Raw genomic sequence first — 26,705 nt, 5'->3', positions numbered from 1 at the left:
CGATCTGCCCGCGCACTGCAAGGCAGGTCACAGCACAGTGCGCCGCCCACTAGAGTGGACGGCAGGCACGCCGGCCGAGCCGAGGCCGATCGTGCCGATCGCGAGGGAGAGCAGGTAGCCACCGATGTTCGAGAGATTCACCGACCGTGCCCGCAGGGTCGTCGTCCTGGCCCAAGAAGAGGCCCGGATGCTCAACCACAACTACATCGGGACCGAGCACATCCTGCTGGGTCTCATCCACGAGGGCGAGGGCGTGGCCGCCAAGTCGCTGGAGTCGCTGGGCATCTCCTTGGAAGGGGTGCGCAGCCAGGTCGAAGAGATCATCGGCCAGGGCCAGCAGGCGCCATCCGGGCACATCCCGTTCACGCCCCGCGCCAAGAAGGTGCTCGAGCTGAGCCTGCGTGAGGCGCTGCAACTCGGCCACAACTACATCGGGACCGAACACATTCTGCTCGGCCTGATCCGTGAGGGCGAGGGCGTGGCAGCCCAGGTGCTGGTCAAGCTCGGCGCCGACCTGACCCGGGTCCGTCAGCAGGTGATCCAGCTGCTCAGCGGCTACCAGGGCAAGGAGACCGCGGAGGCCGGCACCGGCGGGCGCGGCGGCGAGTCCGGCTCACCGTCGACCTCCCTGGTGCTCGACCAGTTCGGCCGCAACCTGACCGCCGCCGCCATGGAGGGCAAGCTCGACCCCGTGATCGGCCGCGAGAAGGAAATCGAGCGGGTCATGCAGGTGCTGTCTCGCCGCACCAAGAACAACCCGGTGCTCATCGGGGAGCCCGGCGTCGGCAAGACCGCCGTGGTGGAGGGCCTGGCGCAGGCCATTGTCGCCGGCGAAGTCCCCGAGACGCTCAAGGACAAGCAGCTCTACACCCTGGACCTGGGTTCACTGGTGGCCGGCAGCCGTTACCGCGGCGACTTCGAAGAGCGCCTGAAGAAGGTTCTCAAGGAGATCAACACCCGCGGCGACATCATCTTGTTCATCGACGAGCTGCACACCCTGGTGGGTGCCGGCGCGGCCGAGGGCGCCATCGACGCGGCCTCGATCCTCAAGCCGAAGCTGGCCCGCGGTGAACTGCAGACCATCGGCGCCACGACCCTCGACGAGTACCGCAAGTACATCGAGAAGGACGCGGCGCTGGAGCGCCGGTTCCAGCCGGTGCAGGTCGGCGAGCCGACCGTCGAGCACACCATCGAGATTCTCAAGGGTCTGCGGGATCGTTACGAGGCTCACCACCGCGTCTCGATCAGCGACTCGGCGATCGTGGCGGCGGCCACCCTGGCCGACCGTTACATCAACGACCGGTTCCTGCCGGACAAGGCGATCGACCTGATCGATGAGGCCGGTGCCCGGATGCGGATTCGCCGGATGACCGCGCCGCCGGACCTGCGCGAGTTCGACGAGAAGATCGCCGACGCGCGTCGGGAGAAGGAGTCTGCGATCGACGCGCAGGACTTCGAGAAGGCGGCCAGTCTGCGGGACCGGGAGAAGCAACTCGTCGCGCAGCGGGCAGAGCGCGAGAAGCAGTGGCGCTCGGGTGATCTGGATGTCGTGGCTGAGGTCGACGACGAGCAGATCGCGGAGGTTCTGGGCAACTGGACCGGTATCCCGGTGTTCAAGCTGACCGAGGCGGAGACCACCCGCCTGCTGCGGATGGAAGATGAGCTGCACAAGCGGATCATCGGCCAGGAAGACGCGGTCAAGGCCGTCTCGAAGGCGATTCGGCGTACCCGCGCCGGCCTGAAGGACCCCAAGCGGCCCTCGGGCTCGTTCATCTTCGCCGGGCCGTCCGGCGTCGGCAAGACCGAGCTGTCCAAGGCGCTGGCGGAGTTCCTGTTCGGCGACGACGACGCGCTCATCCAGATCGACATGGGCGAGTTCCACGACCGCTTCACCGCGTCGCGGCTGTTCGGTGCCCCTCCGGGCTACGTCGGCTACGAAGAGGGCGGGCAGCTCACCGAGAAGGTGCGGCGCAAGCCGTTCTCGGTGGTGTTGTTCGACGAGATCGAGAAGGCCCACTCCGAGATCTACAACAGCCTGTTGCAGGTACTCGAGGACGGCCGGCTCACCGACGGGCAGGGCCGCACGGTGGACTTCAAGAACTGTGTCTTGATCTTCACCTCCAACCTGGGCACCGCGGACATCTCCAAGGCGGTTGGTCTGGGCTTCACCCAGGGCGGCGGGGACAACAACTACGAGCGGATGAAGCTGAAGGTCAACGACGAGCTTAAGAAGCACTTCCGCCCGGAGTTCCTCAACCGCATCGACGACATCATCGTCTTCCACCAGCTGTCCAAGGACGAGATCATCCAGATGGTCGATCTGATGATCGGCCGGGTGGCCAAGCAGCTCAAGGCCAAGGATATGGACATCGCGCTGACCGACCGGGCCAAGGCACTGCTGGCCAAGCGCGGCTTCGACCCGGTGCTGGGGGCTCGCCCGCTGCGGCGCACCATCCAGCGCGAGATCGAGGACCAGCTCTCGGAGAAGATCCTGTTCGAAGAGATCGGTCCCGGTCAGCTGGTGACCGTCGACGTGGAGAACTGGGACGGCGAGGGGGCGCACGAGAACGCCGTGTTCACCTTCGCCGGCAGCCCGAAGCCGACAGCCGAGGCGACCGACCTGGCCAAGGCGGCTGCGGAGTAGTTTCGATCGCTGAATTCTGGCGACGTGACCCGGCGGGTCACGTCGCCAGATTCATTTTCGGCCCGTCGCCGCCCTAGCCGGGCAACAGCGCGAACGCCTGCTTGGCGACCTGCAGCATCCAGCTGCCGACGCTCTTGCCGTGATCGCGCGGCCAGTTGAGCTGAAAGCTCACCACCCAGGGCTGACCGCCCCGGTCCACGGCGTACCAGCTGAAAGTCAGGTCGCCGGGCAGGCCGCCGGCCTTGGCGCCGATGTAGGGCCACTCGGTGCGGGGCAGGTCGATGCCGCGAACTTCCGACAGGATCTCGCGTACCGGTGCGGCCGCGCCGACCGCAGCGGCCTGCAACGCGACGTGCAGCCGGCAGATGTCCTCGGCGCTGCCGTACCACTCGGCGCCATAGGCCGACGCGGGGTCGTGCGCCCGGACCGGGTCGGGATCATAGGGCCGCGAATCGGCCTGCTGCAACAACTGTGCCCGTTCCTGCGGTGAACTCTGCTGCCATTGCTCGCGCAGATCCGGCTTGCCCCAACCCACCGAGAACATTTCGTACATGGTGGGAAACGGTGTCATGCTGGCCGGGTCGTGGTGGCCGGCCGCGACCAGCGCCCGCTCGACCGCACGCGTGCCCACCCGGCCGATCAGCAGATCGGTTGCCATGTTGTCGCTGGTGGCGATCATCTTCTCGGCAGCCCTGCGTACCGAGACATGGGCGCCGTCGGGCAGTTCCTCCAGGCCCGACGAGCCCACCGCTTTGGCTCGGGCGGTAATGGTCAGCGGGTCATCCCAGGACAGTCTCCCGGCCTTCACCTCGTTGGCCACGGCCAGCAGCACGTACAGCTTGAAGATGGACGCCAGCGGCAGCGACGCGGCGGTGTTGGCGCCGGCAACCGGTTTACAGGCGCCCCGGTCCACCCGTGCGGCCTGGTAGGAGTACCGGGCCCCGGTCTTGCTCAGCACCTCGTCGACGTCGTGCCAGGAACCGATGTCCGGCGCCTCGGTGGTCGCTTTGAACAGGTCCACCATGCCGTTGTCATCGGTGCGGAGCCGGATGTCCTGACGCGCCCCGTAGGAGGTGATCAGGTGCAGGGTGGCGGCGCCGGCGCTGATGTCGACGCCATCGAGGCGGAACGGACGGTCCCACCACAGCGACTCCATCGTCGTGACCACCTGCTCGACCTTGTCGGGTGCCGCCAGGGTCGCCACTCCGATCGGACCGATGGGCCAGTCGGAGTTCAGCATGTCCATGGTCTGCTTGGCGCGTAGACCCGGCGGTGTCTTGGTCGAAATCGTCACCCCGCCGGCCCCGGCGCCGGGGTCGGCCGGTGAGGCCGGCGAAGGGACACAACCGGCGACAGCCCCGGCGACGGTGACCAGGGTCAGAGAGGTTGTCCAGGCCGCCAGTCGGCGCCGCACAGGACTAGTCCGAAGCGGCGTTTCCGGCAACGTCGAGCACGACCTCGAACTCCAGCAGCGAGGCCCCGGTGGCCACCGGCTTGGCCCGCTCCCCGGCGTGGGCTTCGATGGCCGGGCCCTTGGCCCATGCCTGGAAAGCCTCGTCGGACTCCCAGTGCGTGACCACGAAGTAGCGGTCGTCGCCCTTGACCGGACGCAGCAGCTGGAAGCCAAGGAAACCGGGCTGGTTCTCCACCGCGTGTGCCCGGTGGGCGAATCGCTTCTCCAATTCGGGCCCGGCGTCGGCGGGCACCTCGATTGCGTTGATCTTCACCACTGACATGTGGCCTAGGCTACCGTGCCCCGGGTGAAGACCGCGTCGACCGAGTTGCTGACCTACCGCGGCGGGCACGGGACGCCGCTGGTGCTGGTTCATGGACTGATGGGCCGCGGCACCACCTGGGGGCGTCAGCTGCCGTGGCTGACGCGGCTGGGGGCGGTGTACACCTACGACGCGCCCTGGCACCGGGGCCGTGAGGTGGCCGACCCTCACCCGATCAGCACCGAACGCTTCGTCGCCGACCTGGCCTGCGCGGTGGAGCAGTTGCCCGGCCCGGTGCGCCTGGTCGGGCATTCGATGGGTGGGCTGCACTCGTGGTGTCTGGCCGCCCGTCGCCCCGAGCTGGTCTCCGAGCTGGTGGTCGAGGACATGGCACCGGACTTCCGGGGTCGCACCACCGGCGCGTGGGAACCCTGGGTGCATGCCCTGCCTGTCGAGTTCGGCAGCGCCGAGCAGGTGATCGCCGAATTCGGCGACGTCGCCGGACGCTACTTCCTGGAGGCCTTCGACCGCACCGAGAGCGGCTGGCGGCTGCATGGTCGTCCCGAGTGGTGGCTGCAGATCGCCGCCGAATGGGGCACCCGCGATTACTGGGAGCAGTGGCAGCAGGTGCGTTGCGCGACGTTGTTGATCGAGGCCGGCAACTCGGTGACCCCGCCGGGGCAGATGCGCCAGATGCACAGCGTCGGCTTCAAGAGCACCTACCTGTGCGTTCCCGAGGCGGGACACCTGGTGCACGACGAGGCGCCGCAGACCTACCGCGAGGCCGTCGAGTCGTTTCTGTCCTGACCGGGCAGGGCGAAGCGCCCGTCGGCGAGCTGTTCGACCAGGCCGTCGCCGAGCAGGGAGGCCAAGGCGCGCTCGCGCTGAACCGGGTCCACCGGCCAGGCCAGGTCGAGGTCGGCCCTGCTCACCGCAGAGTCAGTGTCCCGCAATACGTCCAGTAAGCGCCCGCGGACCTGGCGGTCGGTGCCGGCATAGCGTTGGGCGGGCCGCTTGGGCCCGACCGGCGGCGGCGAGCCGGCCAGCCGCCACCGGCAGGTGCTGCGCAGCGGGCAGCCGTCGCAGCGCGGTGACCGGGCGGTGCACACCAGGGCGCCCAGCTCCATCAGGGCTGCCGAGAACCGGGCTGCCTGGTCGTCGCCGGGCAGCAGGGCGGAGACGTCGGCGTGGTCGCGCTTGGCAGAGGCAGGGCCCGCGTCGGCCTGGCCGTGTACCGCCCTGGCCACCACCCGCCGCACGTTGGTGTCGACCACCGGGACCGGTCGGCGGTAGGCGAAGCAGGCCACCGCTCTGGCGGTGTAGCTGCCGACACCGGGTAGCTGCTGCAGGAGTTCGACGTCGTCGGGTACTACGTCGGCGAAGTCCCGGGCGATCACGCCGGCGCATTCGTGCAGGCGTTTGGCGCGCCGGGGGTAGCCGAGCTTGCCCCAGGCCCGCAGCACATCGGCTTGGCTGGCTGCCGCGGTAGCCGACGGGGTCGGCCAGCGCGCCACCCAGTCCGGCCAGATCGGCAGCACCCGGGCGACCGGGGTTTGCTGCAGCATGAACTCGCTCACCAGGATCTGCCACGGCGTGACATCACCGGCGCGCCAGGGCAGATCGCGTTCGGCCGTGGCGAACCAGCTGAGCACGTCCTCGGGGTGGACGGTCACCGAGCGCTCGCGCGGGATGGCGTGCAAAATATGGGGCATGCCCAACTCAAACCCGGTGTCAGCGTGGAAAGCACTCAAGGAGGGTAACGAGCGATTCGTCGCCGGCGAGCCCATTCACCCCAGCCAGGACGTCGCGCGCCGCGCCGCGCTGGCCTCGGGACAGAAGCCGACCGCGGCCGTGTTCGGCTGCGGCGACAGCCGGGTGGCCGCCGAACTGATCTTTGATCAGGGGCTGGGCGACATGTTCGTGGTCCGCACCGCCGGCCATGTCGTCGACTCGGCGGTGCTGGGCTCGCTCGAGTTCGCCGTGGACGTCCTCAGCGTTCCGCTGATCGTGGTGCTCGGCCATGACAGCTGCGGCGCGGTCAAGGCAACGCTGGCAGCGCTGGACGGAGGCGCCGTTCCGGGTGGCTACCTGCGCGACATCGTGGAACGGGTGACGCCGTCGATCCTGCTGGGCCGCCGTGACGGGCTGCGCGCCGTCGACGAGTTCGAGACCCGGCACGTCAACGAGACGGTGTCGATGCTGGCCAGTCGATCCACGGTGATCGCCAACGGTATCGCTGCGGGCTCGCTGGCGATCGTCGGCGCCACCTATCACCTGGCCGACGGGCGGGTGTCGGCGCGCGACCACCTGGGCGACATCGGCGACTACGGCACGGAATAGTCGCCGAAGGTCACAACGCGGCTACGACACGCCGCGAAGGGTCGGACAACTCGCGCTGAGGTCGTCCTACCGTGAGAACGTGCTCGATTTGGAACCGCAGGGTCCGCTGCCTTCGCAGATCTATTGGCGACGACGTGGCCTCGCGCTGGGCATTGCGCTCATCGTGATCGCTGTGGTGTCGGCCGTCATCTTCGGCATCGTGCGCGGCAGCGCCGGTGCCGACAAAGCCGACGGGAAGCAGACCGCCGCCGCGCAACACGCCAAACCGCCGAACGCCTCCCCGGAAGGGGTCAAGACGCCCGTGGTGGCGCCCGACCAACAGGCGCCGCCACCCTCGCCGACCCCGACCGAAGCGGTGGTCCCGCCGCCGGTGCTCAAAGAGGGCGACGACTGCCCCGATTCGACGCTGGCAGTCAAGGGTCTGACCGCTCCGCAGTACACGGTGGGTGAACAACCGCAGTTCACCATGGTGGTCACCAACATCGGACTGGTTGCCTGCAAGCGCGACGTGGGCGCCGCGGTGCTGGCTGCCTACGTGTACACGCTGGACAATCAGCGGTTGTGGTCGAACTTGGACTGCGCGCCCTCGAACGAGACCTTGGTCAAGACGTTCGATCCCGGGGAGCAGGTCACCACCACGGTGACCTGGACCGGCATGGGTTCGGCGCCGCAGTGCCCGCTGCCACGACAACCGATCGGACCGGGGACCTACAACCTGGTGGTCCAACTGGGCAATCTACGGTCGGCGACGGTGCCGTTCATGCTTACCGAGCCGTCGCCGGACCTGCCTCCGCCGCCCCAGGACGGGCTCCCGCCGGGCCTGCCGCCGCCGGGCAACTAGACCGACCGGCTCGCGCGTAACCGCGCCGGGGTCAGCCAGAACTCCGGTCCAGCAGCTGCGGGGGCGCGTAACCGGCTTGCCGGTCAGCGATTTCGGACAGGTGGTGCAGCGCGGCGACGATGTTGGCGGCGGCAACCGTGCGTAGGCCGCCAACCGTTGCCGGGGCGCCCGGTGGAGTCAGGGCGCTGGTGAATCCCAGCCGAGCCGCTTCGGCGAGCCGACGATCCATCCCACTGACTGGGCGCAGGTCGCCGGCCAGGCCGACCTCGCCCACCACCACGGTGGTGGCCGGCAGCGGCAGATCGGCATAGGCCGAGGCCAGTGCGATGGCGACAGCCAGATCAGTAGACGGGTCGGTCAATCTCATACCGCCCACCGTGGACAGGTAGATGTCGCCGGCCGCGATGGGCAGGCCGGCGTGCTTGTCGAGCACCGCGGTGATCATGGCGGCGCGAGCGTGGTCGATGCCGCTGACCGCCCGGCGCGGCGAGCCGCCCGCCGGTTTGGCCAACAACGCCTGTACTTCGCCGATCAACGGTCGTTTGCCGTCCAGGGCGACGGTGATAGCGGTGCCCGGCACCGGCTCGCTGCGCTGCTCCAGGAACAGGCCGGAAGGGTCCGCGATGCCCTCGATGCCATCGTCACGGAGCAGGAAGCAGCCCACCTCATCGGTGGCGCCGAACCGGTTTTTGACCGCGCGCACCATCCGCAGCACCGAGTTGCGGTCGCCCTCGAAATGCAGCACCACGTCAACGAGGTGCTCCAGTGACCGGGGCCCGGCGATGGCACCGTCCTTGGTCACGTGCCCGACCAGGATCAGCGCCACATCGGCACTCTTGGCTGCCGCTGTCAGGGCGGCCGTCACGGCCCGTACCTGGGTGACCCCGCCGGCTACGCCGTCGGTGTCGGCGGCCGCCACGGTCTGTACCGAATCGACCACCACCAGGGTGGGACGCACCGCCTCGATGTGTCCCAAGATGGTCTGCAGGTCGGCTTCGGAGGCCAGGTAAATCTCGTCGTGACTGCATCCGGTGCGCTCAGCGCGCAGCCGGATCTGGCCCGCGGATTCCTCCCCGGAGACGTACAGCGCCCGCCGCCCGCCCAGCGCCCAGCGGTGAGCGACTTCGAGCAGCAGGGTGGACTTGCCGACGCCGGGATCCCCGGCCAGCAGCGTGACCGAACCGGGAACCACCCCGCCGCCCAGCACCCGGTCGAGCTCGGTGACCCCGGTGGCCGCCGGCCGGGAGCTGCCCGCCGCGATCGAGCTGATCGGAACCGCGGGCCGGGCCGGTGCGGCGGGCCGCAGGCCCCCCGCCGGTGCGGCCGCTTCGGCTACCGGGTCGATACCGCCCCAACTGCCGCATTCCGGGCAGCGACCCAGCCACTTCGCGGTGGTGTTCCCGCATTCCGAACAGCGATAAAACGAACGTGCCTTGGCCACGGGCAGACCGTATCGGCTAGGTCCGACAGGGCCGGCGTGCTACGGCGTTCAGTGATGCGAGGTGAGCGGGCCGGCCGAGATCGGCACGTCCACGCTCACTGATCCGGCGTTCTTGAAGTTGAAGGTGAAGTCGTAGGTCAGCCCGTTGCGGATCGGCTTGTCCAACGTCACCGTCGCCGAGGCGGTGTTGGCGTTGGCGACGTCCGACAGAGCCCTGGCGGCGGGCGCCGCGGGCAGGTCCGGTCCGGCCGGGGCACTGACCACCAGGACACCGCCGACCGGGACGGTCTTGCCGCCGGCCAGCGGCGACACCTTGCCGATGGAGGTCTTGATGTCGGTCAGCTCGTCGTCGGTCTCGGTCGACTGGTTGCTGACCACGAATACCAGGTCGACGGTCTGGCCGGGCTCGAGCGCCGCGCCGGTCTGAGTCGCCTGGATCCGAACGTCGCGCAGCGCCAGGGTGCCGACATCGGCTGAGGCGCCGTTGACCGCGGATGCCTGTTCAGCAGTCTGCGATATCTGGCCGGTGCCGCAGCCAGCGATCGTCGCTGCAGCGGCTAGCGCGATCGCAGCCCTGTTAAAGGCCCTGCTGAACGAGTTCACGTATGGTCTCCTGCCCGGCCGTCGCGAGGTGTGACTATGCACTGTAGTAGCAACGCTCCCGTGACGATAGCTCAGGGTTGCAGGTGTGCCGCGACCCCCGCCGACCAGCCCTGATCAGGCTCTCATCGGGATCGGCCCAGCACGCTTCTCCACTGCTGTCAACCCCCCTCCTGGCCCGGCAGTGCCCCTGACCTGCGCCGTTGTTGGTCGCGTGTCGCGACGGCGTGTTAGGATGGGGTAGCGAAAGGGGCTCAAATCAGATGATCTTTAAGGTCGGAGAAACCGTCGTATATCCACACCACGGTGCAGCGTTGATCGAGGCGATTGAAACCCGGACCATCAAAGGCGAGCAAAAGGACTATCTGGTCCTGAAGGTGGCGCAGGGCGACCTCACCGTCCGAGTTCCCGCTGACAATGCCGAATATGTTGGTGTGCGTGACGTTGTCGGCCAGGAGGGTCTGGACAAGGTCTTCCAGGTGTTGCGGGCCCCGCACACCGAGGAACCGACCAACTGGTCGCGTCGTTACAAGGCGAACCTGGAAAAGCTTGCCTCGGGAGACGTGCACAAGGTAGCCGAGGTCGTTCGCGACCTGTGGCGGCGGGATCAGGAGCGCGGCCTGTCCGCGGGCGAGAAGCGGATGCTGGCCAAGGCGCGGCAGATTCTGGTCGGTGAGTTGGCCCTGGCCGAGAACACCGATGACGCCAAGGCGGGGATCATCCTCGACGAGGTGCTGGCCGCTGCGTCCTGACCGCGGCGTCCTGACCGCGACGTTTCGAGCTTTTCGGCGAATCTCGGAGAATAGTTGCCAAGCACAGTAGCTGTGGTGCCGGCGGCTGGTGCGGGTGTCCGGCTGGGCGCCGGCGTACCGAAAGCGTTCTTTCTGCTGGGTGGCCAGACCCTGATCGAGCGTGCCGTAGCGGGCCTGCGTGAGTCCGGAGTCGTCGACCAGGTGGTGGTCGCGGTACCGCCGGACCGCACCGATGAGGCCAAGCTGATCCTCGGCGAGGCCGCCACCGTGGTGGCCGGCGGCGCCGACCGCGTCGAGTCCGTCCGGCTGGCGCTGGCCGGTGTCACAGAGTCCGACTATGTGCTGGTCCACGACGCCGCCCGGCCGTTGACCCCACCCGCGCTGGTACGGCGGGTTGTGGAGGCGTTACACGCCGGCCACCGGGCGGTGGTCCCGGCTCTTGCCGTGGCCGACACCATCAAGGCGGTCGACGCCAACGGCATGGTGCTGGGCACCCCCGAGCGGGCCGGCCTGCGGGCCGTACAGACCCCGCAGGGCTTCGCCGCCGACCTGTTGCTGCGGGCCTATCGGCAGGCCGGCGCGGGAACCCACTTCACCGACGACGCGTCCATGGTCGAGCACGTCGGCGGCCAGGTCCAGACCGTCGAGGGGGACCCCCTGGCGTTCAAGATCACCACGGCCCTGGATGCGCTGCTGGCCCAGGCGGTCGTGAACCGGTGAGCGGGCTGCCGCGGGTCGGGGTGGGCACCGATGTCCACCCGATCGAGCCGGGCCGGCCCTGTTGGCTGCTGGGCCTGCTTTTTCCCGATGCCGACGGCTGTGCCGGCCACTCAGACGGCGACGTAGCCGTACACGCCCTGTGCGACGCGCTGCTGTCGGCGGCAGGCTTGGGGGACCTCGGGGCGGTTTTCGGGGTCGACGAGCCCCGCTGGGCACACGTAACGGGTGCCGTGATGCTCGGGCACGTGCGCGAACTACTCGACCAGAGCGGTTTTGTGGTCGGCAACGCCGCGGTGCAGGTGATCGGTAACCGGCCCAAGGTGGGGCCGCGCCGCGCCGAAGCCCAGCAGCTGCTGTCGCAACTGCTGGGCGCACCGGTTTCGGTATCGGCAACCACCACCGACGGCCTGGGACTGACCGGCCGGGGTGAGGGGCTTGCCGCGGTGGCTACCGCGCTGGTGGTACCGGCTTAAATCAACCGACGGGACTAGCAGTTCCCGCCGAAGATGGTGCCGATGATGCAGAGGGCGATATCGCCGCCCAACGATGCACCGGCCTCGGCGAGGCCCGTGGTGACGGTGTCGGTGATGCCTTCGGTGACGCCTTCGGTGACGGTGTCGACGACACCCTGCGTGACCGCGTCGGTGACGCCGATGGCGACGGCGTCAGTGATGCCGTCACCCAGGGCAGCACCGCCATCGAGAAATGCGCTGGAAGCAGTGAGCGCGGCGTCACCGGCGACATCAGCACCGGCGGCCCCGACGTCGACCAGGGTGCCACCGATGATGTCCCCAGTTACCCCCGTGAGGGCGTCGGCGCCCACGGTGGACAGGAAGTCAAAGTCGCCCAGGCCGAAAGGCAGGTCGACAGCGGGCGTGCTGAAGGCTTCGACAGCGGGAACGCTGACGGCCTCGAAAGCGGGCGAGAAGGCTTCGGCGGGCGTGTTGAAGGCTTCGACGGCCGGAGCGCTGAAGAGCTCCGTCGCGGCGGCTGAACCGGGGCCGAAGAATGCGTCGGTTGAGGCGGCCGCACCGGCGGTTTCGGTAAGCGCGTTTGCGCCGGTGCCCGCGCCTGACTGGGCGAGGCTGCTCAGCATCGGGGTCATGAGCGGCATGACCAGCGACGGCGCCATCATGGCCAGCATCGGCGCCATCATCGCCATCGACATACCGATCTGGCTGCCCATTGCGGCCTGGCTGGCACCTGCGGTCGTGGCCGAGGTACCGACCAAGTCGGCCTGCTGCTCGGCCTGCTGCCGCTGCTGCTCGGCCTGCATGTCCTGCTGGGTTTCCTGCAGCGCCGCCTGGTCTGCGGCGGAGGGCAAGGCGGCGGCATCGACGGGGGCAACCGGGGCCGGAGCGGGAGGCGCCTCTACTGGGGCCGCCACAAGCTCAGCCTGCTGGGACTGGTTGTTGTTGTTGTTCGGTTCGTCGGCGTAGGCGGTCGCGCTGCCGACGAATGCGACCGCAGCCAAGAAGGTTCCCGAGACTGCCACCAGACGTTTGCTCACTGCCGCAATATATGCCACGTCACAATCCCTGTCCACCGATACGGCAGGTGGCGGCGGGTGCGGAGGCCGCGGTCAGGACGCCCGGTAAGCTGGCCCGTCGTGACCGAACGCCCCGGCCTGCGACTGCATGACACGGCAACCGGCGCCGTGCGTGAGTTCGTCCCGCTGCGGCCCGGTCAGGTGTCCATCTATCTATGCGGCGCCACCGTTCAGGCCGCGCCGCACATCGGCCACGTCCGCAGCGGCGTGGCGTTCGACATCCTGCGCCGGTGGCTCACCGCCCGCGGCTACGACGTCGCCTTCGTGCGCAACGTGACCGACATCGACGACAAGATCCTGGCCAAGGCCGCCGCGGCCGGCCGGCCCTGGTGGGAGTGGGCCGCCACCCACGAACGCGAGTTCACCGCCGCCTACGACGCGCTGGGGGTGCTGCCGCCGTCGGTGGAACCGCGCGCCACCGGGCACATCACCCAGATGGTGGAGCTGATCGAGCGCTTGATCGACACCGGGCACGCCTACACCGGCGACGGCGACGTGTATTTCGACGTGCTCAGCTACCCCGACTACGGGAAGCTGTCCGGTCACCGGATCGATGACGTGCATCAGGGCGAGGGCGTCGCCACCGGCAAACGCGATCCGCGCGACTTCACGCTGTGGAAGGGCGCCAAGCCCGGTGAGCCCAGCTGGCCCACACCGTGGGGCCGCGGCCGGCCGGGCTGGCACCTGGAATGCTCGGCGATGGCCCGGTCCTACCTCGGTGCTGAGTTCGACATCCACTGCGGGGGCATGGATCTGGTTTTCCCGCACCACGAGAACGAGATCGCGCAGAGCCGCGCTGCCGGAGACGGATTCGCCAACTACTGGCTGCACAACGGCTGGGTCACCCTCGGCGGCGAGAAGATGAGTAAGTCGCTGGGCAATGTGCTGTCGATGGCGGCGGTGCTGCAGCGGGTCCGGCCCGCCGAGCTGCGCTACTACCTTGGCAGCGCCCACTACCGATCGATGCTCGAGTTCTCCGAGACGGCATTGCGTGACGCCGTCAATGCCTACGTCGGTATCGAGGAGTTCCTGCACCGGGTGCGCAGCCGGGTCGGTGCGGTGACACCGGGCAGCTGGACTCCGCGGTTCGCCGCCGCACTCGACGACGACCTGTCGGTGCCGATCGCCCTGGCCGAGGTGCACCGGACCAGGGCTGAGGGCAACCGGGCGCTGGACACCGGCGACCACGAGGCTGCGCTGGGCGCCGCCGGCTCGATCCGGGCGATGATGGACGTGCTGGGCTGCGATCCGCTCAACGAACGCTGGGAATCGCGCGATCAGACCTCGGCGGCGCTGGCCGCGGTCGACGTATTGGTGCGTGCCGAATTGGATCGCAGGGAAACTGCTCGCGCGGAACGGGATTGGCAGCTGGCCGATGAGATCCGCGGTCGGCTCAAGGATGCCGGCATCGAGGTCACCGACACCGGCGACGGTCCGCAATGGTCTCTGCTGGTGGATGGAGTGGATTAGGTGGCTGGAAATTCCAAGCGCAAAGGTGCGGTGCGCAAGCCCGGCACCAAGAAGGGGCCGACGGTAGGTTCCGGGGGACAGCGCCGCCGCGGGCTGGAGGGTCGCGGCGCCACCCCGCCGGCGCACAAGCGGGAGTATCACCCGGCGGCCAAAGCGGCCAAGCGCGCAGCCAAACAGCGTGCTTACCGGACCGCCAAGCGTGCCGACGAGAGCGAAACCGTGCTGGGCCGCAACCCGGTTCTGGAGTGCCTGCGCGCCGGAATACCGGCCACCGCGCTGTATGTGGCCCTCGGCGCGGAAGCCGATGAGCGGCTGACCGAATCGGTTACCCGCGCGGCCGACTCCGGATTGCCGATCCTGGAGGTTCCCCGGTCGGACCTGGACAAGATGACCACCAACGGTCTGCACCAGGGCATCGCGCTGCAGGTTCCCCCGTATGCATACGCCCATCCCGACGATTTGCTGGCCGCCGCGCGGCAAGACGCCGCGCCCGCGCTGCTGGTCGCTTTGGACAACATCTCCGATCCGCGCAATCTCGGTGCCATCGTGCGCTCGGTAGCGGCGTTCGGCGGACACGGCGTGGTCATTCCGCAGCGCCGATCGGCGTCGGTGACGGCGGTGGCCTGGCGCACCAGTGCCGGTGCAGCAGCACGCATTCCGGTGGCGCGGGCGGCAAACCTCAACCAGACACTGAAGGCATGGGCGGACCGCGGCTTGCAGGTCGTCGGGTTGGACGCCGGCGGCGAGACCATGGTCGATGAGCTGGACGGCACCGGCCCGATGGTGCTGGTCGTCGGTTCCGAGGGCAAAGGCCTGTCCCGGCTGGTCCGGCAGAACTGCGACGCCATCGTGTCGATCCCGATGGCCGGGCCCACTGAGTCGCTCAACGCCTCGGTGGCTGCCGGGGTGGTGTTGGCCGAAATCGCGCGTCAGCGGCGGTGATCGGCCGCGTCGTCCTGGCGGCGGTGTTGTTCACCGCGATGCTGAACCCTTCCTCGGCGAGCGCGCAGTCGCCGGCATTCGATCTGCAGGCTCACCGGGGCGGGCGGGGCGAGACCACCGAGGAATCACTGCGCGCCTTCGCCAAGGCGCTCCAGCTGGGTGTCAGCACGTTGGAGCTCGACGTCGTGCTGACCCGCGACGTCCAGCCACTGGTGTGGCACGACCTGGTGATCGAACCGGCCAAATGTGCCGACACCGGACCGGCTTTCGCCGGCGATCCGGATTACCCGTACGTGGGCCGGCGGGTCGCCGAGTTGACTCTCGCCCAGATTCGCACCCTGGACTGCGGACACCTGCTGCCGGAGTTTCCCGACGCAGAAATGGTGGCCGGCAATATGATCGGGACTTTGCCGGACGTCTTCGCGCTGGCCGCACATACCGGCATCCGCTACAACATCGAGACCAAGGTCGACTCCGGAAACCAGCAGCGGATCGTCGAGGTGGTGCTGGCGGCGGTGCGGGCGGCCGGTCGGCTCGATGCCGTCGCTATCCAGAGTTCCGACTGGAGCGTCCTGCCGTTGGTGCGTGCCGCCGAACCGGCCATCCCCCTGGTCGCGCTGTGGGAGCAGGGCCCCGACCCGATCTCCGGAGCGCAGGCGGCCGGTGCCGCCGTCGTGTCCCCGGACTACTCGGTGGTGGATCGGCCCTTCGTGCAACGCGCACACGCTGCCGGGCTGCGGGTGATCCCGTGGACCGTGAACGAGGCCGACGACATGCGCCGGCAGATCGCCGCCGGAGTCGACGGGCTCATCACCGACTACCCGGCGCGGGCGCGCGCGGTGCTGGCCGAACTGGGCATGCCGCTGCCACCGGCCTACCGGGTCGGTTAGACCCCCAGCAGCCGGGCACTTGCCCATAGGGCGACGACGGCCACCACCAGGGTGACCGGCACCGTGCACAGGCCCAGGCGGGTGTATTCGCCCACTCCGGCCGGCACACGGTACCGGCGCAACACCCGGCGCCACAACAGGTTCGACAGGGAACCGGTGTAACTCAGGTTGGGTCCGATGTTGACGCCGATCAACACGGCCAGTACCGCGACCGGTCCACTCGGCGCCACCAGCGGCGCCAGCACCAGCGTTGCGGGCAGGTTGTTGACCACATTGGCCAGCACCGCGGCCACCGCCGCGACACCGAGCAGGGCGCACAGGCCCGATCCATCCGGCAGCACCATGGTCATCCGGTCGCCCAGGCCGTTGTCGACCACGGCGCGCACCACCACGCCCAGTGCCAACACGAACACCAGAAACCCCGGGTTGGCCGCCCGGACAATGCTGCCCGGCGTGCTGCGCCGCTGCGCCAGGCCGCGAGCGGCCAGTACCGCAGCACCGGCGACGGCCGCCCACGCCGGCGGCACGCCGAGGGTCTCGGCGACCACGAAGCCGGCCAGGGTCAGCGCGAGCACCACCAGCACGAAGACCGGGACGGGGGGCGGTGGCCCGGCATGCTCGTGCACCGGCGTGGCACGCAGATCGGCGCGGAAGAACCAGCGGAAGATCAGGTAGACGACCGCTGTGGCGGCCAACCACGGAGCCGCCATCAGCGCCGCGAACCGCAGGAAGGAGACGCCCGCCTCGTGAAACGCCAGCAGATTCGTCAGGTTGGACACCGGCAGCAGCAGCGATGCGGTGTTGGCGAGGTGGGCGGTCGCATAGGCGTGCGGGCGGATCGGGGCGTTGCGTCGCCGGGCCATCGTGAGCACCACCGGCGTCAGCAGCACGACAGTCGCGTCCAGGCTCAGCACCGCGGTCAGACCCGCGGCGATGACGAAGACGCGGCGCAGCAGGTGCTGCGGCGGACCCACGTCGGCGCGTGCCATGGCCGCGCCGGCCGCCTCGAACAGGCCCTCGTCGTCGCAGAGTTGCGCCAGCACCAGCACGGCGCCCAGGAACGCCACGACGTGCAGCAATGTGGCAGCCTCGGACAGTGCGTCGTGCATCGAGATCGCGCCCGCGCCAACCAGGATGAGGGCGGCGGGTACCGCTGCGACCAGCTCCGGCCAGCCGCGTGGGCGGACCACCGCAAAGCCCAGCACCACAGCAAGCAGCAGCAGCGCAAGAGCCAGATTCAGGCCCACGGATCCTCACGGCGCCACACGGTGGGCAGGTGCAGTCCCACTCCGTCGGCCTCGGCGAGTTCGCTGAGAACCCGCATGGTGACGTCGAGATCGTCACCGGCATAGGGCAAGGCGCGCAACGGTTTCGACAGCGGCCGGAAGAAGTCGTCCCAGTGGGTCAACACCACCGTCGAAGCCCCGACGGCCCGGACCGTCTCATTCCAGTAGTCGACCAGATACTGCCGGGGCTGAACGCCGAGCTGGCCGATGCCCAGGTAGACCACGTCGGCGTTGCGGCCGGCCAACGACCCCGGGACGAAACCCGCACTGCCCATGATCAGCAGGCTGCGTCCCGAGGGCCGGTGAACCACCAACGCCGACCAGGCCTCACCGCACTTGTAGGCAGACGCCCGTACCGGCGGCACCACCGCGGCGGTGATGACGCCGGGGAAGCGGTCAGGCGGGCAGTGCCGCGACTCCACCAGGGTGACGTCGTAGGCGCCCAGGGCGATGGGCGCACCCGTTGCGGCCACGATCAGCCGGTCCTCGCAGAGCCCTTGGCCGCGACCCACGTTGGCCGTCGACTGGCCGCCGACCAGTACCGCCCCGGTCCGTTCGGCCACCACGGCGGAGTCCATCGCGTGATCGATGTGCGAGTGCAGCGGGATCACCGCGGCCAGCTCACGCGCTCCGGCCCGCGCCAGACAACCGTGGATGCGTGCCTCAGACGGCGCCACTTTGCCCAGCGCCACTCGGGCCAGGCCGGGCCGGGAGAAGAAGCCGTCGGTCATCAGCGCCGACGAGCCGTCATCGATGAGCAGGCTGGTGACGCCGAGCCAGGTCACCGACAGCGGTGTGGCCGGCGACGCGGGTGCCACGTCGAATCGATCGGCGTACCGGCCGATGTCGGGGCGGCCGAGCTTGAAGCGCATCCGGTCAGGCTATCGGGATGGGCCGCCGATGGTCCCGGCGGTCGCGATCGGCGAGCCGACGGGCTTCGTCGTTGTCCTCGGGTCAGACCTTGGGTCTGTCGTCGTCGCCGATCAGCAGCCGGACAGCCAAGTCCAGCCGGGTGGTGAAGTCGGTGGCCGACGCGCGCCGGGTCAGCCAGGCGAGCAGGTTGGACAGCCACACATCCGAGATCACCCGCGAGATGTGGTACTGCTCCTCGGTGGGCTCCCCGTCGCTCATCGCTCCGGCGAACATCGAGTCGATCAGCTTCTGGACGTGGTCGACTTCACCGGCCGCCGAGGCGTCGGCGAAGACGTAGGCCCGCGTCATCGCCTCGGTGAGCAGCGGGTTGCGTTGCATGGCGCGGTTGAGCTTGTTGACCACCAGGTTGAGCCGCTGGTGGCGGGTGGTCGCGGCGTACGTCGCGGGATCGGTCTTGGTGTCCACCCGCGCGATCTCCCGGCCCATCGCCGAGACCAGCAGGTGAACTTTGGAGGGGAAGTAGCGGTACAGCGTGCCGACGGCCACGTCGGCGCGGTCGGCGACGGCACGCATCTGCACCGCGTCGTATCCGCCTTTGGAAGCGATCGCCAGCGTCGCGTCGAGGATGCGCTTGCGCCGTTCGCGCTGCGCTTCGGAGCCTAGGTCGGATTCGTTGAGCACAGCGACATTGACCACCTCGCGCGGTTGGCTGGCCGATCCTCGGCCTGAGTTGCCCTCGGCTGGTGACGACATGTGCTGCGCGCCTCCCTCCGTCGATCCTCTGGCTGATAACGATACGCACCGCGTAGTTGAATTTATTACTCCCGACATCGGCCGGACCCGACGTGTCCAGCCATAACGGTTCGACTTGACGCTCCGACGCTGGCACTATTAGAACACGTTCTAGTAGGTGGGGTGGTCTTCCAGGTCCACCCGCCATCAGTCAGTTTCGACCCGGAGGTGCCCAGCGTGTCCGTGACCATCACCGACGACGAGCTCGCCGCCCGCGAGCTGGTCCGCGACTGGGCCGCTGCGGCGGGTACCACCGAGGCGATTCGCGCCGCGGAACTGGGCGAAACCGATTCCTGGCGAACCGTTTTCGCTCGTCTGGCTGAATTGGGTCTGTTCGGAGTGGCGGTCCCCGAGGAAGCCGGTGGCGCCGGCGGGCGCCTGGAGGACCTCTGCGCGATGGTCGATGAGGCGGCAAAAGCCCTGGTCCCAGGGCCGGTGGCGACCACCGCCCTGGCCACGCTGGTGATCACCGATCCCCAGCTGGCCGAAGCCCTGGCCGCGGGCGAGCGGGTTGCCGGGGTGGCAACCGACACCGACTCGGCGGCGGTGAGCTTCGACGCCGCGACGGGCCAGGCCTCCGGGACCGCCGAGCGGGTGCTCGGTGCCACCGCCGACGGGCTGCTGCTGGTGCCGGTCGGCCCCGACGGCCAGGACTGGGTGCTGGTCGACGCCCGCGCCGACGGGGTGACTGTCGAACCCCTGCCGGCCACCGACTTCTCCCGGCCGCTGGCCAAGGTCACGTTGTCGGCCGCGCCGGCGGTGCTCCTGGAGTCCGGCAACCGAATCGAGAACCTGGTGGTCACGGTGCTGGCCGCCGAAGCGGCCGGGGTGGCCCGCTGGGCGCTGGACACCGCCGTCGCCTACGCCAAGGTGCGTGAACAGTTCGGCAAGCCGATCGGCAGCTTCCAGGCCGTCAAGCACCTGTGCGCGGAGATGCTGTGCCGGGCCGACCAGGCCGCGGTGGCAGCCAGCGATGTGGCGCGCGCTGCCGGCGACCCCGACGACCAGCAGTTCGCGATCGCCGCCGCTGTCGCCGCCGCCATCTGCATCGACGCCGCCAAGGCCAACGCCAAAGACTGCATCCAGGTGCTCGGCGGCATCGGCATCACCTGGGAACACGACGCGCACCTGTACCTGCGCCGCGCCTACAGCATCGGGCAGGCGTTGGGCGGGCCCGAGCGCTGGTTGCGGCGCACCGCGGCGCTGACCCGCGACGGGGTGCGGCGCCGGCTGGAGGTGGACCTCGGCGAGGCCACCGATGTCCGGCCCGAGATCGCCGCGGAGGTGGCCCGCATCGCCGCGCTGCCCGCCGAGCAGCAACAGGCGGCGCTGGCCGAAGCGGGCCTGCTGGCGCCGCATTGGCCGGTTCCCTACGGGCGGGCCGCCGGGCCGGCCGAGCAACTGGTGATCGACCAAGAGCTGGCGGCCGCGGGCGTCCAGCGTCCGGACCTGGTGGTCGGCTGGTGGGCGGCGCCGACCATTCTCGAGCACGGCACCCCCGAACAGATCGAGCGATTCATCCCGGCCACACTGACCGGCGAGATCTTCTGGTGCCAGCTGTTCTCCGAGCCCGGCGCCGGCTCGGACCTGGCGGCGCTGCGCACCAAGGCCGTGAAGGTCGACGGTGGCTGGCGACTGACCGGCCAGAAGGTCTGGACCTCGCGGGCCCACGACTCGCAGTGGGGCGTCTGCCTGGCCCGGACGGACTCGGAGGCGCCGAAGCACAAGGGCATCACCTATTTCCTGATCGACATGGCCTCCGAGGGCATCGACATCCGCCCGCTGCGCGAGATCACCGGTGACGCCCTGTTCAACGAGGTCTTCCTCGACGACGTGTTCGTCGCCGACGAACTGGTGGTGGGCAACGTCAACGACGGCTGGCGACTTGCCCGGACCACCCTGGCCAATGAGCGGGTCGCCATCGCCGGCGGAACCGCGCTGGGCAATCCGATGGAGGAACTGCTGCAGACCCTGGCGGAATCCGAACCCGACACGGCCACCGCCGAGCGGTTGGCCCGGCTGATCATCGCCGCTCAAGCGGGTTCGCTGCTGGACCAACGCATCGCCCAGCTCGCCGTCGGCGGCCAAGACCCGGGTTCGGAGTCCTCGGTGCGCAAGCTCATCGGGGTGCGCTACCGGCAGAACCTGGCGGAGTTCCGGATGGATGTGGCCGAGGGGGCCGGGGCGGTGGCCGGTCGCCAGGTGCACGACTTCCTCAACACCCGGTGCCTGTCGATCGCCGGCGGGACCGAGCAGATCCTGTTGACGCTGGCGGCCGAGCGGCTGCTGGGGTTGCCGCGCGGCTAGACCCCGCCGGCGGCGTTCGCCGCCGGGACGCGTGTCGCCACTTCGCGTAGCTTTCGGCCGCCGCGGGTACCCACTGCCCGGATCGCAGCCGACGAACGGAGTGGTGGGTGCCGGGCCGAATCGAGGTGGTGGTGCGCCGCCCCGGGCGCGCATGTCCAGGCGCGGCGGGCCGCGCATGAAGGCCGAGGACGTCAGGCCCGAGGACATCGCGCGGTTGTTGTCGGGAACCCATCATGACCCGCACGCGATCCTGGGCGCCCACGAGCACGGCGGACACACGGTGATTCGAACGCTGCGCCCGGCCGCGCGCGGCGTGACAGTCGTGGTGGGCGACGACCGGGTGCCCATGAAACCCCGGGGCAACGGACTGTTCGCCGCCACGCTGCCCTTTACCGGGCTGATCGACTACCGGCTGCAGGTCGACTGTCCCGACGCCGGACAGCCCCGGATCGAGGCCGACGGTTATCACTTTCTGCCGACCCTGGGCGAGGTCGACCTGCACCTGTTCGGGGAGGGCCGCCACGAACGGCTGTGGCAGGTGCTGGGTGCGCATCCGCGTACCTTCGACACCCCGGACGGGGTGGTGACCGGGGTGTCGTTCGCGGTGTGGGCGCCGGGCGCCAAAGGTGTCGGCCTGATCAGCGACAACACGGGCTGGGACGGCATCGGCGCACCTCTGCGGGTGCTCGGCGGCTCCGGCGTATGGGAGCTGTTCTTGCCGGGATTCCCCATCGGTGGTCTGTACAAATACCGGATTCACGGCGCGGACGACGTCGTCACGCAACGGGCCGACCCGATGGCCTTCGCCGCCGAGACTCCGCCGCGGACGGCTTCCCGGGTAACCGTCAGTCACCACACCTGGAGCGACCAAGACTGGATGGCCCGGCGTGCGGCGGCACATCCGGTGTTCGAACCGATGAGCATCTACGAGGTACACCTCGGATCCTGGCGGTCGGGGCGCAGCTATCGACAGCTCGCCGAGGAGCTGACGGACTACGTTGTGGAGCAGGGGTTTACCCATGTGGAGCTGCTACCGGTCGCCGAACACCCCTTCGGGGGATCGTGGGGGTACCAGGTCACCTCCTACTACGCCCCAACCGCTCGTTTCGGTACTCCCGACGATTTCCGGGCGCTGGTCGACGCCCTGCACCGCGGCGGGATCGGTGTCATCGTGGACTGGGTCCCGGCGCACTTCCCGAAAGACGCTTGGGCGCTGGGGCGTTTCGACGGCACCGCGTTGTACGAGCATGCCGATCCGCGGCGCGGCGAACAGCTGGACTGGGGAACGTATGTGTTCGACTTCGGCCGCCCCGAAGTGCGCAACTTCCTGGTGGCCAACGCGCTGTTCTGGCTCAGCGAATTCCACATCGACGGGCTGCGCGTGGACGCCGTCGCGTCAATGCTCTACCTGGACTACTCGCGGCCCGAGGGCGGCTGGACCCCCAACGTCTACGGCGGTCGAGAGAATCTCGAGGCGGTGCAGTTCCTGCAGGAGATGAACGCGACGGCGCACAAGTCGGCGCCAGGCATCGTCACCATCGCCGAGGAGTCGACATCGTGGCCGGGCGTCACTCGGCCGACAAGTCTTGGTGGACTGGGCTTTTCCATGAAATGGAATATGGGATGGATGCATGACACGCTCGCCTACCTCGGCCACGACCCGGTGCACCGCTCCTACCACCACCAGGAGCTGACCTTCTCGATGCTCTACGCCTACAGCGAGAACTTCGTGCTGCCCATCAGCCACGACGAAGTGGTGCACGGCAAGGGAACGCTGTGGAGCCGTATGCCCGGGGACGACTGCGCCAAGGCGGCCGGGGTGCGCAGTCTGCTGGCCTATCAGTGGGCCCATCCCGGCAAGCAACTGTTGTTCATGGGCCAGGAGTTCGGCCAGCGCGCAGAGTGGTCGCAGGAACACGGCCTGGACTGGTTCCAGCTCGACCCACGAGAGGAGGAATCCGGGTTGTCAGCCGGGATACAGTTCCTGACAAGCGATCTCAATGCCATCTATTGCCGCCATGCCGCGCTGTGGAGCGCAGATGTCAGTCCGGCCGGCTATTCCTGGATCGACGCCAACGACTCCGCCAACAACGTGCTGAGCTTTCTGCGCCATGCGGCTGACGGATCGGTGCTGGCTGCGGTGTTCAACTTCTCCGGTGTGGTGCACAGCGGTTACCGCCTGGGCCTGCCGTTCGCCGGCAGGTGGCGCGAGATACTCAACACCGATGCCGTCGACTACGGCGGTGCGGGCGTCGGCAACCTCGGGGGCGTGGACGCCATAAACGAACCCTGGCACGGCCGCCCCGCATCGGCGATGCTGGTACTGCCCGCGCTGTCGGCCCTGTGGCTCGAGCCACTCACGCAGCCGTGAGCCGAGTCAGTGCCCGCAGCGGAATCGGCAGCCAGGCGGGCCGGTGGCTGGCCTCGTAGCCGGCCTCGTAGACCGCTTTGTCGACCTCGTAGGCGGTGAGCAACGCCGCCGACTCGCGCGGGTCGGTACCGGACTGCGCGCCGTAACCCTCGCAGAATGCGCTGCGGGCGCGGTCCAGCCACTCACGGGCCCGGGTCGCCAGTTGCCGGTCGAGCCCGTCGCGCGGCAGGTCGGCCAACTTGCCGTACGCGGCGTACTCGTAGGACCGCAAGATCCCCGCGACATCCCGCAGGGGGGAGTCCGGTCTGCGGCGCTCCGACAACGGAGCGCCGGGTTCACCTTCGAAATCGATCAACAGCCAGCCGGCCGGGGTGCGCAGCACCTGACCCAGATGGAGGTCGCCGTGGATTCGCTGCACCGCGACGGTCTGCCCGGCCAGGGCCGTATAGCGCTGCTCGATGGCGGCCAGGTGGGGACGCACCTGCGGCACCGACGCAGCCGTCGCCGCCAAACGCGACAGCAGTGTCGGTGCGGGGAAGGCGGATCGCGAAGTTCCCAAGGTGTCGGCCAGCGTCTGGTGCACCGAGGCGACCGCCTCACCGAGCCGGTAGGACTCGCCGGCGAAATCGCCGCCCACCTCATAGGCATACAGGTCGGCCTCGGCGAACAGGTCGCGCACGCTCGCGGTCGCCATCGCCCAGCCCTCGGCGGCGTTCACCACATACTCGCTGACCATGCCCAGCGCGTAGGGCACCACGCCCGAGTCGCCGGGCAGCTCAAGCTGGAAAGAGCCCATCAGGCGCGGCACATGGGGATTGGCCGCCTGTCCCAGCGCCGCGTTCAGCTCGATGTCGGGGTTGATACCGGCCCTGGGTCGCCGGAACACCTTGAGAACCACTTTGTCCTCGATGATGACGCTGGTGTTGCTCTGCTCGGCGTCCGAGACCCGAGACTCGGCGCCCGTCGGCAGCGTCGCCCCCGGCTGCGGGGCGAACGTGATGTCGCCGCGCCGCGCCGCGGAATCGATGAGCGACAACAAGGCTCGGGTAGCCGCAGAGTCGTACAGCGCGTCGTAAGCGGTACGGCCACCGGCGGTCCCGATCACGGCGATCTGGGCGTACTCGGGAGCCAGGTCCACATCCCAGCCGACCATCACCTGATAGCGATCGGCGGTGCCGTCGGTGTAGCCGATGTCGAGCATCACCAGCTGCAGCCCGTCGCCCAGCTCCACCACCAGAGCGGTTTTGGCCTCGGCCACCTGCCGGTTTCGTCCCGCGTACCACCGTCGCGTAGGTAACCACTCCGCCCACGGCAGGCGCGCCGGGTCTCCGGTGCCAGCAGTCATGACCGTTTCTCCTTCGGCTCGCACAGCTCAAACCAGTAGAAGCCGTGCCCGGGCAGCGTGAGTAGGTACGGCAGCTTTCCGATCCGCGGAAACGCCACCGAGCCGGTGAGCTCCACCGGTGTGTGGCCATCCCAGTGCTGCAGGTTCAACTCGATCGGCTGGGGGAAGCGGGACAGGTTGTTGACGCAGAGCACCGTGTCCCCCTGGACGCGCCCACACTCGCCCGGGATTTCGCGCACGTAGGCCAGCACCGACGGGTTTGACCCGCCCAGTTCGCGGAACTCACCGAGGGCAAAAGCCGCATAGCGGCGTCGAACGGCGAACATGGTGCGGGTCCAGTTGAGCAGAGACGTCGAGGTGTCGCGCTGCGCTTCGACGTTGATCGACTGATGTCCATAGACCGCGTCCTGGATCGGAGGCAGGTAGAGCCGGCCGGGGTTCGCGGTGGAGAAGCCGGCGTTGCGGTCGGGGGTCCACTGCATCGGGGTGCGCACCGCGTCGCGGTCGCCCAGCCAGATGATGTCGCCCATTCCGATCTCGTCTCCGTAGTAGATGATCGGGGAACCGGGCAGCGACAGCAGCAACGCCGTGAAGAGTTCGATCTGGTTGCGGTCGTTGTCCAACAGCGGGGCCAAGCGGCGCCGAATTCCGACATTCGCCTTCATGCGGGGATCCTTGGCGTATTCGGCGTACATATAGTCGCGCTCGTCGTCGGTGACCATCTCCAATGTCAGTTCGTCGTGGTTGCGCAGGAAGATTCCCCACTGCGCACGCTGAGGAATCGGCGGAGTCTGCGCCATGATCTCCGAGATCGGGAAGCGCGACTCGCGGCGTACCGCCATGAAAATGCGTGGCATCAGCGGGAAGTGGAAGGCCATGTGGCATTCGTCGCCGCCGGTCTCGGGGTTGCCGAAGTACGCGACCACATCGGTGGGCCATTGATTGGCCTCGGCCAACAGCACCGCGCCGGGGAACTCGTCGTCGACCACCTTTCGGCACCGCTTCAGGAAGTCATGTGTCTCGGGCAGGTTTTCGCAGTTCGTACCCTCTCTTTCGAACAGGTAGGGCACCGCGTCCAGGCGAAAACCGTCGATGCCGAGATTCAGCCAGAACCGCAGCACGTCGATCATGGCCTCCTGCACCGCCGGGTTGTCGTAGTTCAGGTCGGGCTGGTGGGAGAAGAACCGGTGCCAATAGAACTGCTTGCGCACACCGTCGAACGTCCAGTTGGACTCCTCGGTGTCGACGAAGATGATCCGGGCTCCCGTGTACCGCTCGCTGGTGTCGCTCCATACGTAGAAGTCGCCGTACGGACCGTCCGGGTCCTGGCGGGACTGCTGAAACCACGGGTGGCTCTCGGAGGTGTGGTTCATCACCAAGTCGGTGATCACCCGGATGCCGCGCCGGTGCGCGGCATCGAGCAGTTCGACGAAATCGTCGACGGTGCCGAAGTCCGGTAACACCTTGTAGAAGTCCCGGATGTCGTAGCCGCCGTCGCGCAGCGGTGAATCGCAGAAGGGCGGCAGCCACAGGCAGTCGACACCGAGCCATTGCAGATAGTCCAACCGCTCCGTCAGGCCCCGCAGATCGCCGATGCCGTCTCCGTTGGAGTCGTAGAACGCCCGGACCAGTACCTCGTAGAACACCGCACGCTTGAACCAGATCGGATCGGCGGGCAGGGCCGCGGCGTCGCCGAAGTCCTCCGCGCGTGGGTGCTCGACTATGCCGTGCTCGACGTGGCTCCCCGCTGTCGGGTCTGGCAGGTTCTGACCAGATACGTCGTCGGCGTCGGTGGCCATATCTCGACATGTACCCCAATCCGGCCGC

At 68.7% G+C, this 26,705-nt stretch carries 23 protein-coding genes; 12 read left to right on the top strand and 11 right to left on the bottom strand.

The features are described 5' to 3' along the window. The first annotated feature begins 124 nt into the window (after positions 1 to 124). Positions 125 to 2,644: an ATP-dependent protease ATP-binding subunit ClpC gene (gene clpC1 / locus G6N14_RS15650; RefSeq protein WP_085134044.1), complete on the top strand. Its 2,520-nt coding sequence runs from the start codon at positions 125 to 127 to the stop codon at positions 2,642 to 2,644. A gap of 73 nt (positions 2,645 to 2,717) precedes the next feature. Here the strand turns inward: clpC1 and G6N14_RS15645 are convergent, their stop codons facing one another. Both G6N14_RS15645 and mhuD read right to left on the bottom strand, forming a co-directional pair. Further along, the gene (locus G6N14_RS15645) at positions 2,718 to 4,088 is read right to left on the bottom strand and encodes a serine hydrolase (protein ID WP_085134043.1); all 1,371 of its coding nucleotides are present in this window, start codon (positions 4,086 to 4,088) and stop codon (positions 2,718 to 2,720) included. After that, positions 4,063 to 4,380 carry a mycobilin-forming heme oxygenase MhuD gene (gene mhuD, locus G6N14_RS15640; protein ID WP_046316128.1) on the bottom strand — a complete coding sequence of 106 codons (318 nt, stop codon included), beginning with the start codon at positions 4,378 to 4,380 and terminating at the stop codon, positions 4,063 to 4,065. Before mhuD ends, G6N14_RS15645 begins: the two co-directional genes overlap by 26 nt. Before the next feature lie 99 nt (positions 4,381 to 4,479). Here mhuD and G6N14_RS15635 point away from each other — a divergent pair, with 99 nt between their 5' ends. Then, complete coding sequence (locus G6N14_RS15635) at positions 4,480 to 5,166, top strand: alpha/beta fold hydrolase (RefSeq protein ID WP_234808790.1); 687 nt, start codon at positions 4,480 to 4,482, stop codon at positions 5,164 to 5,166. Here G6N14_RS15635 and G6N14_RS15630 read toward each other — a convergent pair. Then, complete coding sequence (locus G6N14_RS15630; protein WP_085134041.1) at positions 5,133 to 6,071, bottom strand: iron-sulfur binding domain-containing protein; 939 nt, start codon at positions 6,069 to 6,071, stop codon at positions 5,133 to 5,135. The two genes, G6N14_RS15635 and G6N14_RS15630, sit on opposite strands and share 34 nt — an antisense overlap. On the opposite strand from G6N14_RS15630, the gene G6N14_RS15625 reads away from it, so the two are divergent. Both G6N14_RS15625 and G6N14_RS15620 read left to right on the top strand, forming a co-directional pair. After that, the gene (locus G6N14_RS15625) at positions 6,070 to 6,699 is read left to right on the top strand and encodes a carbonic anhydrase (protein ID WP_085134040.1); all 630 of its coding nucleotides are present in this window, start codon (positions 6,070 to 6,072) and stop codon (positions 6,697 to 6,699) included. The genes G6N14_RS15630 and G6N14_RS15625 overlap by 2 nt on opposite strands. Positions 6,700 to 6,778: 79 nt before the next feature. Beyond that, complete coding sequence (locus G6N14_RS15620) at positions 6,779 to 7,540, top strand: hypothetical protein (RefSeq protein WP_085134039.1); 762 nt, start codon at positions 6,779 to 6,781, stop codon at positions 7,538 to 7,540. Between the two features lie 31 nt (positions 7,541 to 7,571). Here the strand turns inward: G6N14_RS15620 and radA are convergent, their stop codons facing one another. Together radA and G6N14_RS15610 are read right to left on the bottom strand one after the other, a co-directional pair. Further along, positions 7,572 to 8,981, bottom strand: a complete 1,410-nt coding sequence (gene radA / locus G6N14_RS15615) for a DNA repair protein RadA (protein ID WP_085134038.1) — start codon at positions 8,979 to 8,981, stop codon at positions 7,572 to 7,574. A gap of 48 nt (positions 8,982 to 9,029) precedes the next feature. Beyond that, positions 9,030 to 9,584, bottom strand: a complete 555-nt coding sequence (locus tag G6N14_RS15610; RefSeq protein WP_179960843.1) for a copper chaperone PCu(A)C domain-containing protein — start codon at positions 9,582 to 9,584, stop codon at positions 9,030 to 9,032. A gap of 260 nt (positions 9,585 to 9,844) precedes the next feature. Here G6N14_RS15610 and carD point away from each other — a divergent pair, with 260 nt between their 5' ends. The 3 genes from carD to ispF are packed head-to-tail and all read left to right on the top strand — an operon-like array spanning position 9,845 to position 11,526. Continuing rightward, positions 9,845 to 10,333: an RNA polymerase-binding transcription factor CarD gene (gene carD, locus G6N14_RS15605; protein WP_085134037.1), complete on the top strand. Its 489-nt coding sequence runs from the start codon at positions 9,845 to 9,847 to the stop codon at positions 10,331 to 10,333. Between the two features lie 54 nt (positions 10,334 to 10,387). Next, complete coding sequence (ispD, locus tag G6N14_RS15600; RefSeq protein WP_085134036.1) at positions 10,388 to 11,053, top strand: 2-C-methyl-D-erythritol 4-phosphate cytidylyltransferase; 666 nt, start codon at positions 10,388 to 10,390, stop codon at positions 11,051 to 11,053. Further along, a complete protein-coding gene (ispF, locus tag G6N14_RS15595) occupies positions 11,050 to 11,526 on the top strand; it encodes a 2-C-methyl-D-erythritol 2,4-cyclodiphosphate synthase (protein ID WP_085134035.1) in 477 nt (158 codons plus the stop codon). Before ispD ends, ispF begins: the two co-directional genes overlap by 4 nt. A 14-nt stretch (positions 11,527 to 11,540) precedes the next feature. Here ispF and G6N14_RS15590 read toward each other — a convergent pair whose 3' ends face one another. Continuing rightward, positions 11,541 to 12,563, bottom strand: coding sequence for a hypothetical protein (locus G6N14_RS15590; protein WP_085134034.1), 1,023 nt, complete (start codon positions 12,561 to 12,563; stop codon positions 11,541 to 11,543). A gap of 99 nt (positions 12,564 to 12,662) precedes the next feature. On the opposite strand from G6N14_RS15590, the gene cysS reads away from it, so the two are divergent. From cysS to G6N14_RS15575, 3 genes are read left to right on the top strand one after another with little or no spacing between them, the layout of a single operon-like run. Next, positions 12,663 to 14,072: a cysteine--tRNA ligase gene (gene cysS, locus G6N14_RS15585; protein ID WP_085134033.1), complete on the top strand. Its 1,410-nt coding sequence runs from the start codon at positions 12,663 to 12,665 to the stop codon at positions 14,070 to 14,072. Further along, positions 14,073 to 15,014, top strand: coding sequence for a 23S rRNA (guanosine(2251)-2'-O)-methyltransferase RlmB (gene rlmB / locus G6N14_RS15580; RefSeq protein ID WP_085134032.1), 942 nt, complete (start codon positions 14,073 to 14,075; stop codon positions 15,012 to 15,014). A gap of 38 nt (positions 15,015 to 15,052) precedes the next feature. Then, on the top strand, positions 15,053 to 15,904 hold the full coding sequence (locus G6N14_RS15575; RefSeq protein ID WP_179960891.1) for a glycerophosphodiester phosphodiesterase family protein: 852 nt from the start codon (positions 15,053 to 15,055) through the stop codon (positions 15,902 to 15,904). Here the strand turns inward: G6N14_RS15575 and G6N14_RS15570 are convergent. The 3 genes from G6N14_RS15570 to kstR form a co-directional block, all read right to left on the bottom strand. Further along, positions 15,901 to 17,145 carry an SLC13 family permease gene (locus tag G6N14_RS15570; protein WP_085134185.1) on the bottom strand — a complete coding sequence of 415 codons (1,245 nt, stop codon included), beginning with the start codon at positions 17,143 to 17,145 and terminating at the stop codon, positions 15,901 to 15,903. The two genes, G6N14_RS15575 and G6N14_RS15570, sit on opposite strands and share 4 nt — an antisense overlap. After that, positions 17,142 to 18,062 carry an MBL fold metallo-hydrolase gene (locus tag G6N14_RS15565; protein ID WP_085134030.1) on the bottom strand — a complete coding sequence of 307 codons (921 nt, stop codon included), beginning with the start codon at positions 18,060 to 18,062 and terminating at the stop codon, positions 17,142 to 17,144. The genes G6N14_RS15570 and G6N14_RS15565 overlap by 4 nt, the downstream gene beginning before the upstream one ends. An 82-nt stretch (positions 18,063 to 18,144) precedes the next feature. Continuing rightward, positions 18,145 to 18,816, bottom strand: coding sequence for a cholesterol catabolism transcriptional regulator KstR (gene kstR / locus G6N14_RS15560; protein ID WP_085134029.1), 672 nt, complete (start codon positions 18,814 to 18,816; stop codon positions 18,145 to 18,147). Between the two features lie 216 nt (positions 18,817 to 19,032). Between kstR and G6N14_RS15555 the strand changes: the two genes are divergently transcribed. Next, positions 19,033 to 21,162: an acyl-CoA dehydrogenase family protein gene (locus G6N14_RS15555; RefSeq protein ID WP_085134184.1), complete on the top strand. Its 2,130-nt coding sequence runs from the start codon at positions 19,033 to 19,035 to the stop codon at positions 21,160 to 21,162. A 151-nt stretch (positions 21,163 to 21,313) separates the two neighbouring features. Beyond that, a complete protein-coding gene (glgB, locus tag G6N14_RS15550; RefSeq protein WP_085134028.1) occupies positions 21,314 to 23,533 on the top strand; it encodes a 1,4-alpha-glucan branching protein GlgB in 2,220 nt (739 codons plus the stop codon). On the opposite strand, the gene G6N14_RS15545 is transcribed toward glgB, so the two are convergent. Together G6N14_RS15545 and treS are read right to left on the bottom strand one after the other, a co-directional pair. Continuing rightward, entirely contained in the window at positions 23,520 to 24,878 is a 1,359-nt protein-coding gene (locus tag G6N14_RS15545; protein WP_085134027.1) for a maltokinase N-terminal cap-like domain-containing protein, read from the bottom strand. The genes glgB and G6N14_RS15545 overlap by 14 nt on opposite strands. Beyond that, a complete protein-coding gene (treS, locus tag G6N14_RS15540) occupies positions 24,875 to 26,677 on the bottom strand; it encodes a maltose alpha-D-glucosyltransferase (RefSeq protein WP_085134026.1) in 1,803 nt (600 codons plus the stop codon). The genes G6N14_RS15545 and treS overlap by 4 nt, the downstream gene beginning before the upstream one ends. Positions 26,678 to 26,705 lie beyond the last annotated feature (28 nt).

The sequence above is a fragment of the Mycolicibacter hiberniae genome (assembly GCF_010729485.1).
Taxonomy (GTDB): Bacteria; Actinomycetota; Actinomycetes; order Mycobacteriales; family Mycobacteriaceae; genus Mycobacterium; species Mycobacterium hiberniae.
Note: the sequence above shows the minus strand (reverse complement) of the source record. Positions and strands in the feature narration are given on the sequence as shown.

Bases quoted from the DNA above. Each gene is read 5' to 3' on its own strand.
- G6N14_RS15565 (WP_085134030.1), bottom strand. From the start codon at position 18,062: ATGCGCTTCAAGCTCGGCCGCCCCGACATCGGCCGGTACGCCGATCGA.
- treS (WP_085134026.1), bottom strand. From the start codon at position 26,677: ATGGCCACCGACGCCGACGACGTATCTGGTCAGAACCTGCCAGACCCG.
- carD (WP_085134037.1), top strand. From the start codon at position 9,845: ATGATCTTTAAGGTCGGAGAAACCGTCGTATATCCACACCACGGTGCA.
- G6N14_RS15575 (WP_179960891.1), top strand. From the start codon at position 15,053: ATGCTGAACCCTTCCTCGGCGAGCGCGCAGTCGCCGGCATTCGATCTG.
- glgB (WP_085134028.1), top strand. From the start codon at position 21,314: ATGTCCAGGCGCGGCGGGCCGCGCATGAAGGCCGAGGACGTCAGGCCC.
- G6N14_RS15625 (WP_085134040.1), top strand. From the start codon at position 6,070: ATGCCCAACTCAAACCCGGTGTCAGCGTGGAAAGCACTCAAGGAGGGT.
- G6N14_RS15635 (WP_234808790.1), top strand. From the start codon at position 4,480: ATGGGCCGCGGCACCACCTGGGGGCGTCAGCTGCCGTGGCTGACGCGG.
- kstR (WP_085134029.1), bottom strand. From the start codon at position 18,816: ATGTCGTCACCAGCCGAGGGCAACTCAGGCCGAGGATCGGCCAGCCAA.
- clpC1 (WP_085134044.1), top strand. From the start codon at position 125: ATGTTCGAGAGATTCACCGACCGTGCCCGCAGGGTCGTCGTCCTGGCC.
- mhuD (WP_046316128.1), bottom strand. From the start codon at position 4,380: ATGTCAGTGGTGAAGATCAACGCAATCGAGGTGCCCGCCGACGCCGGG.
- G6N14_RS15545 (WP_085134027.1), bottom strand. From the start codon at position 24,878: ATGACTGCTGGCACCGGAGACCCGGCGCGCCTGCCGTGGGCGGAGTGG.
- G6N14_RS15630 (WP_085134041.1), bottom strand. From the start codon at position 6,071: ATGCCCCATATTTTGCACGCCATCCCGCGCGAGCGCTCGGTGACCGTC.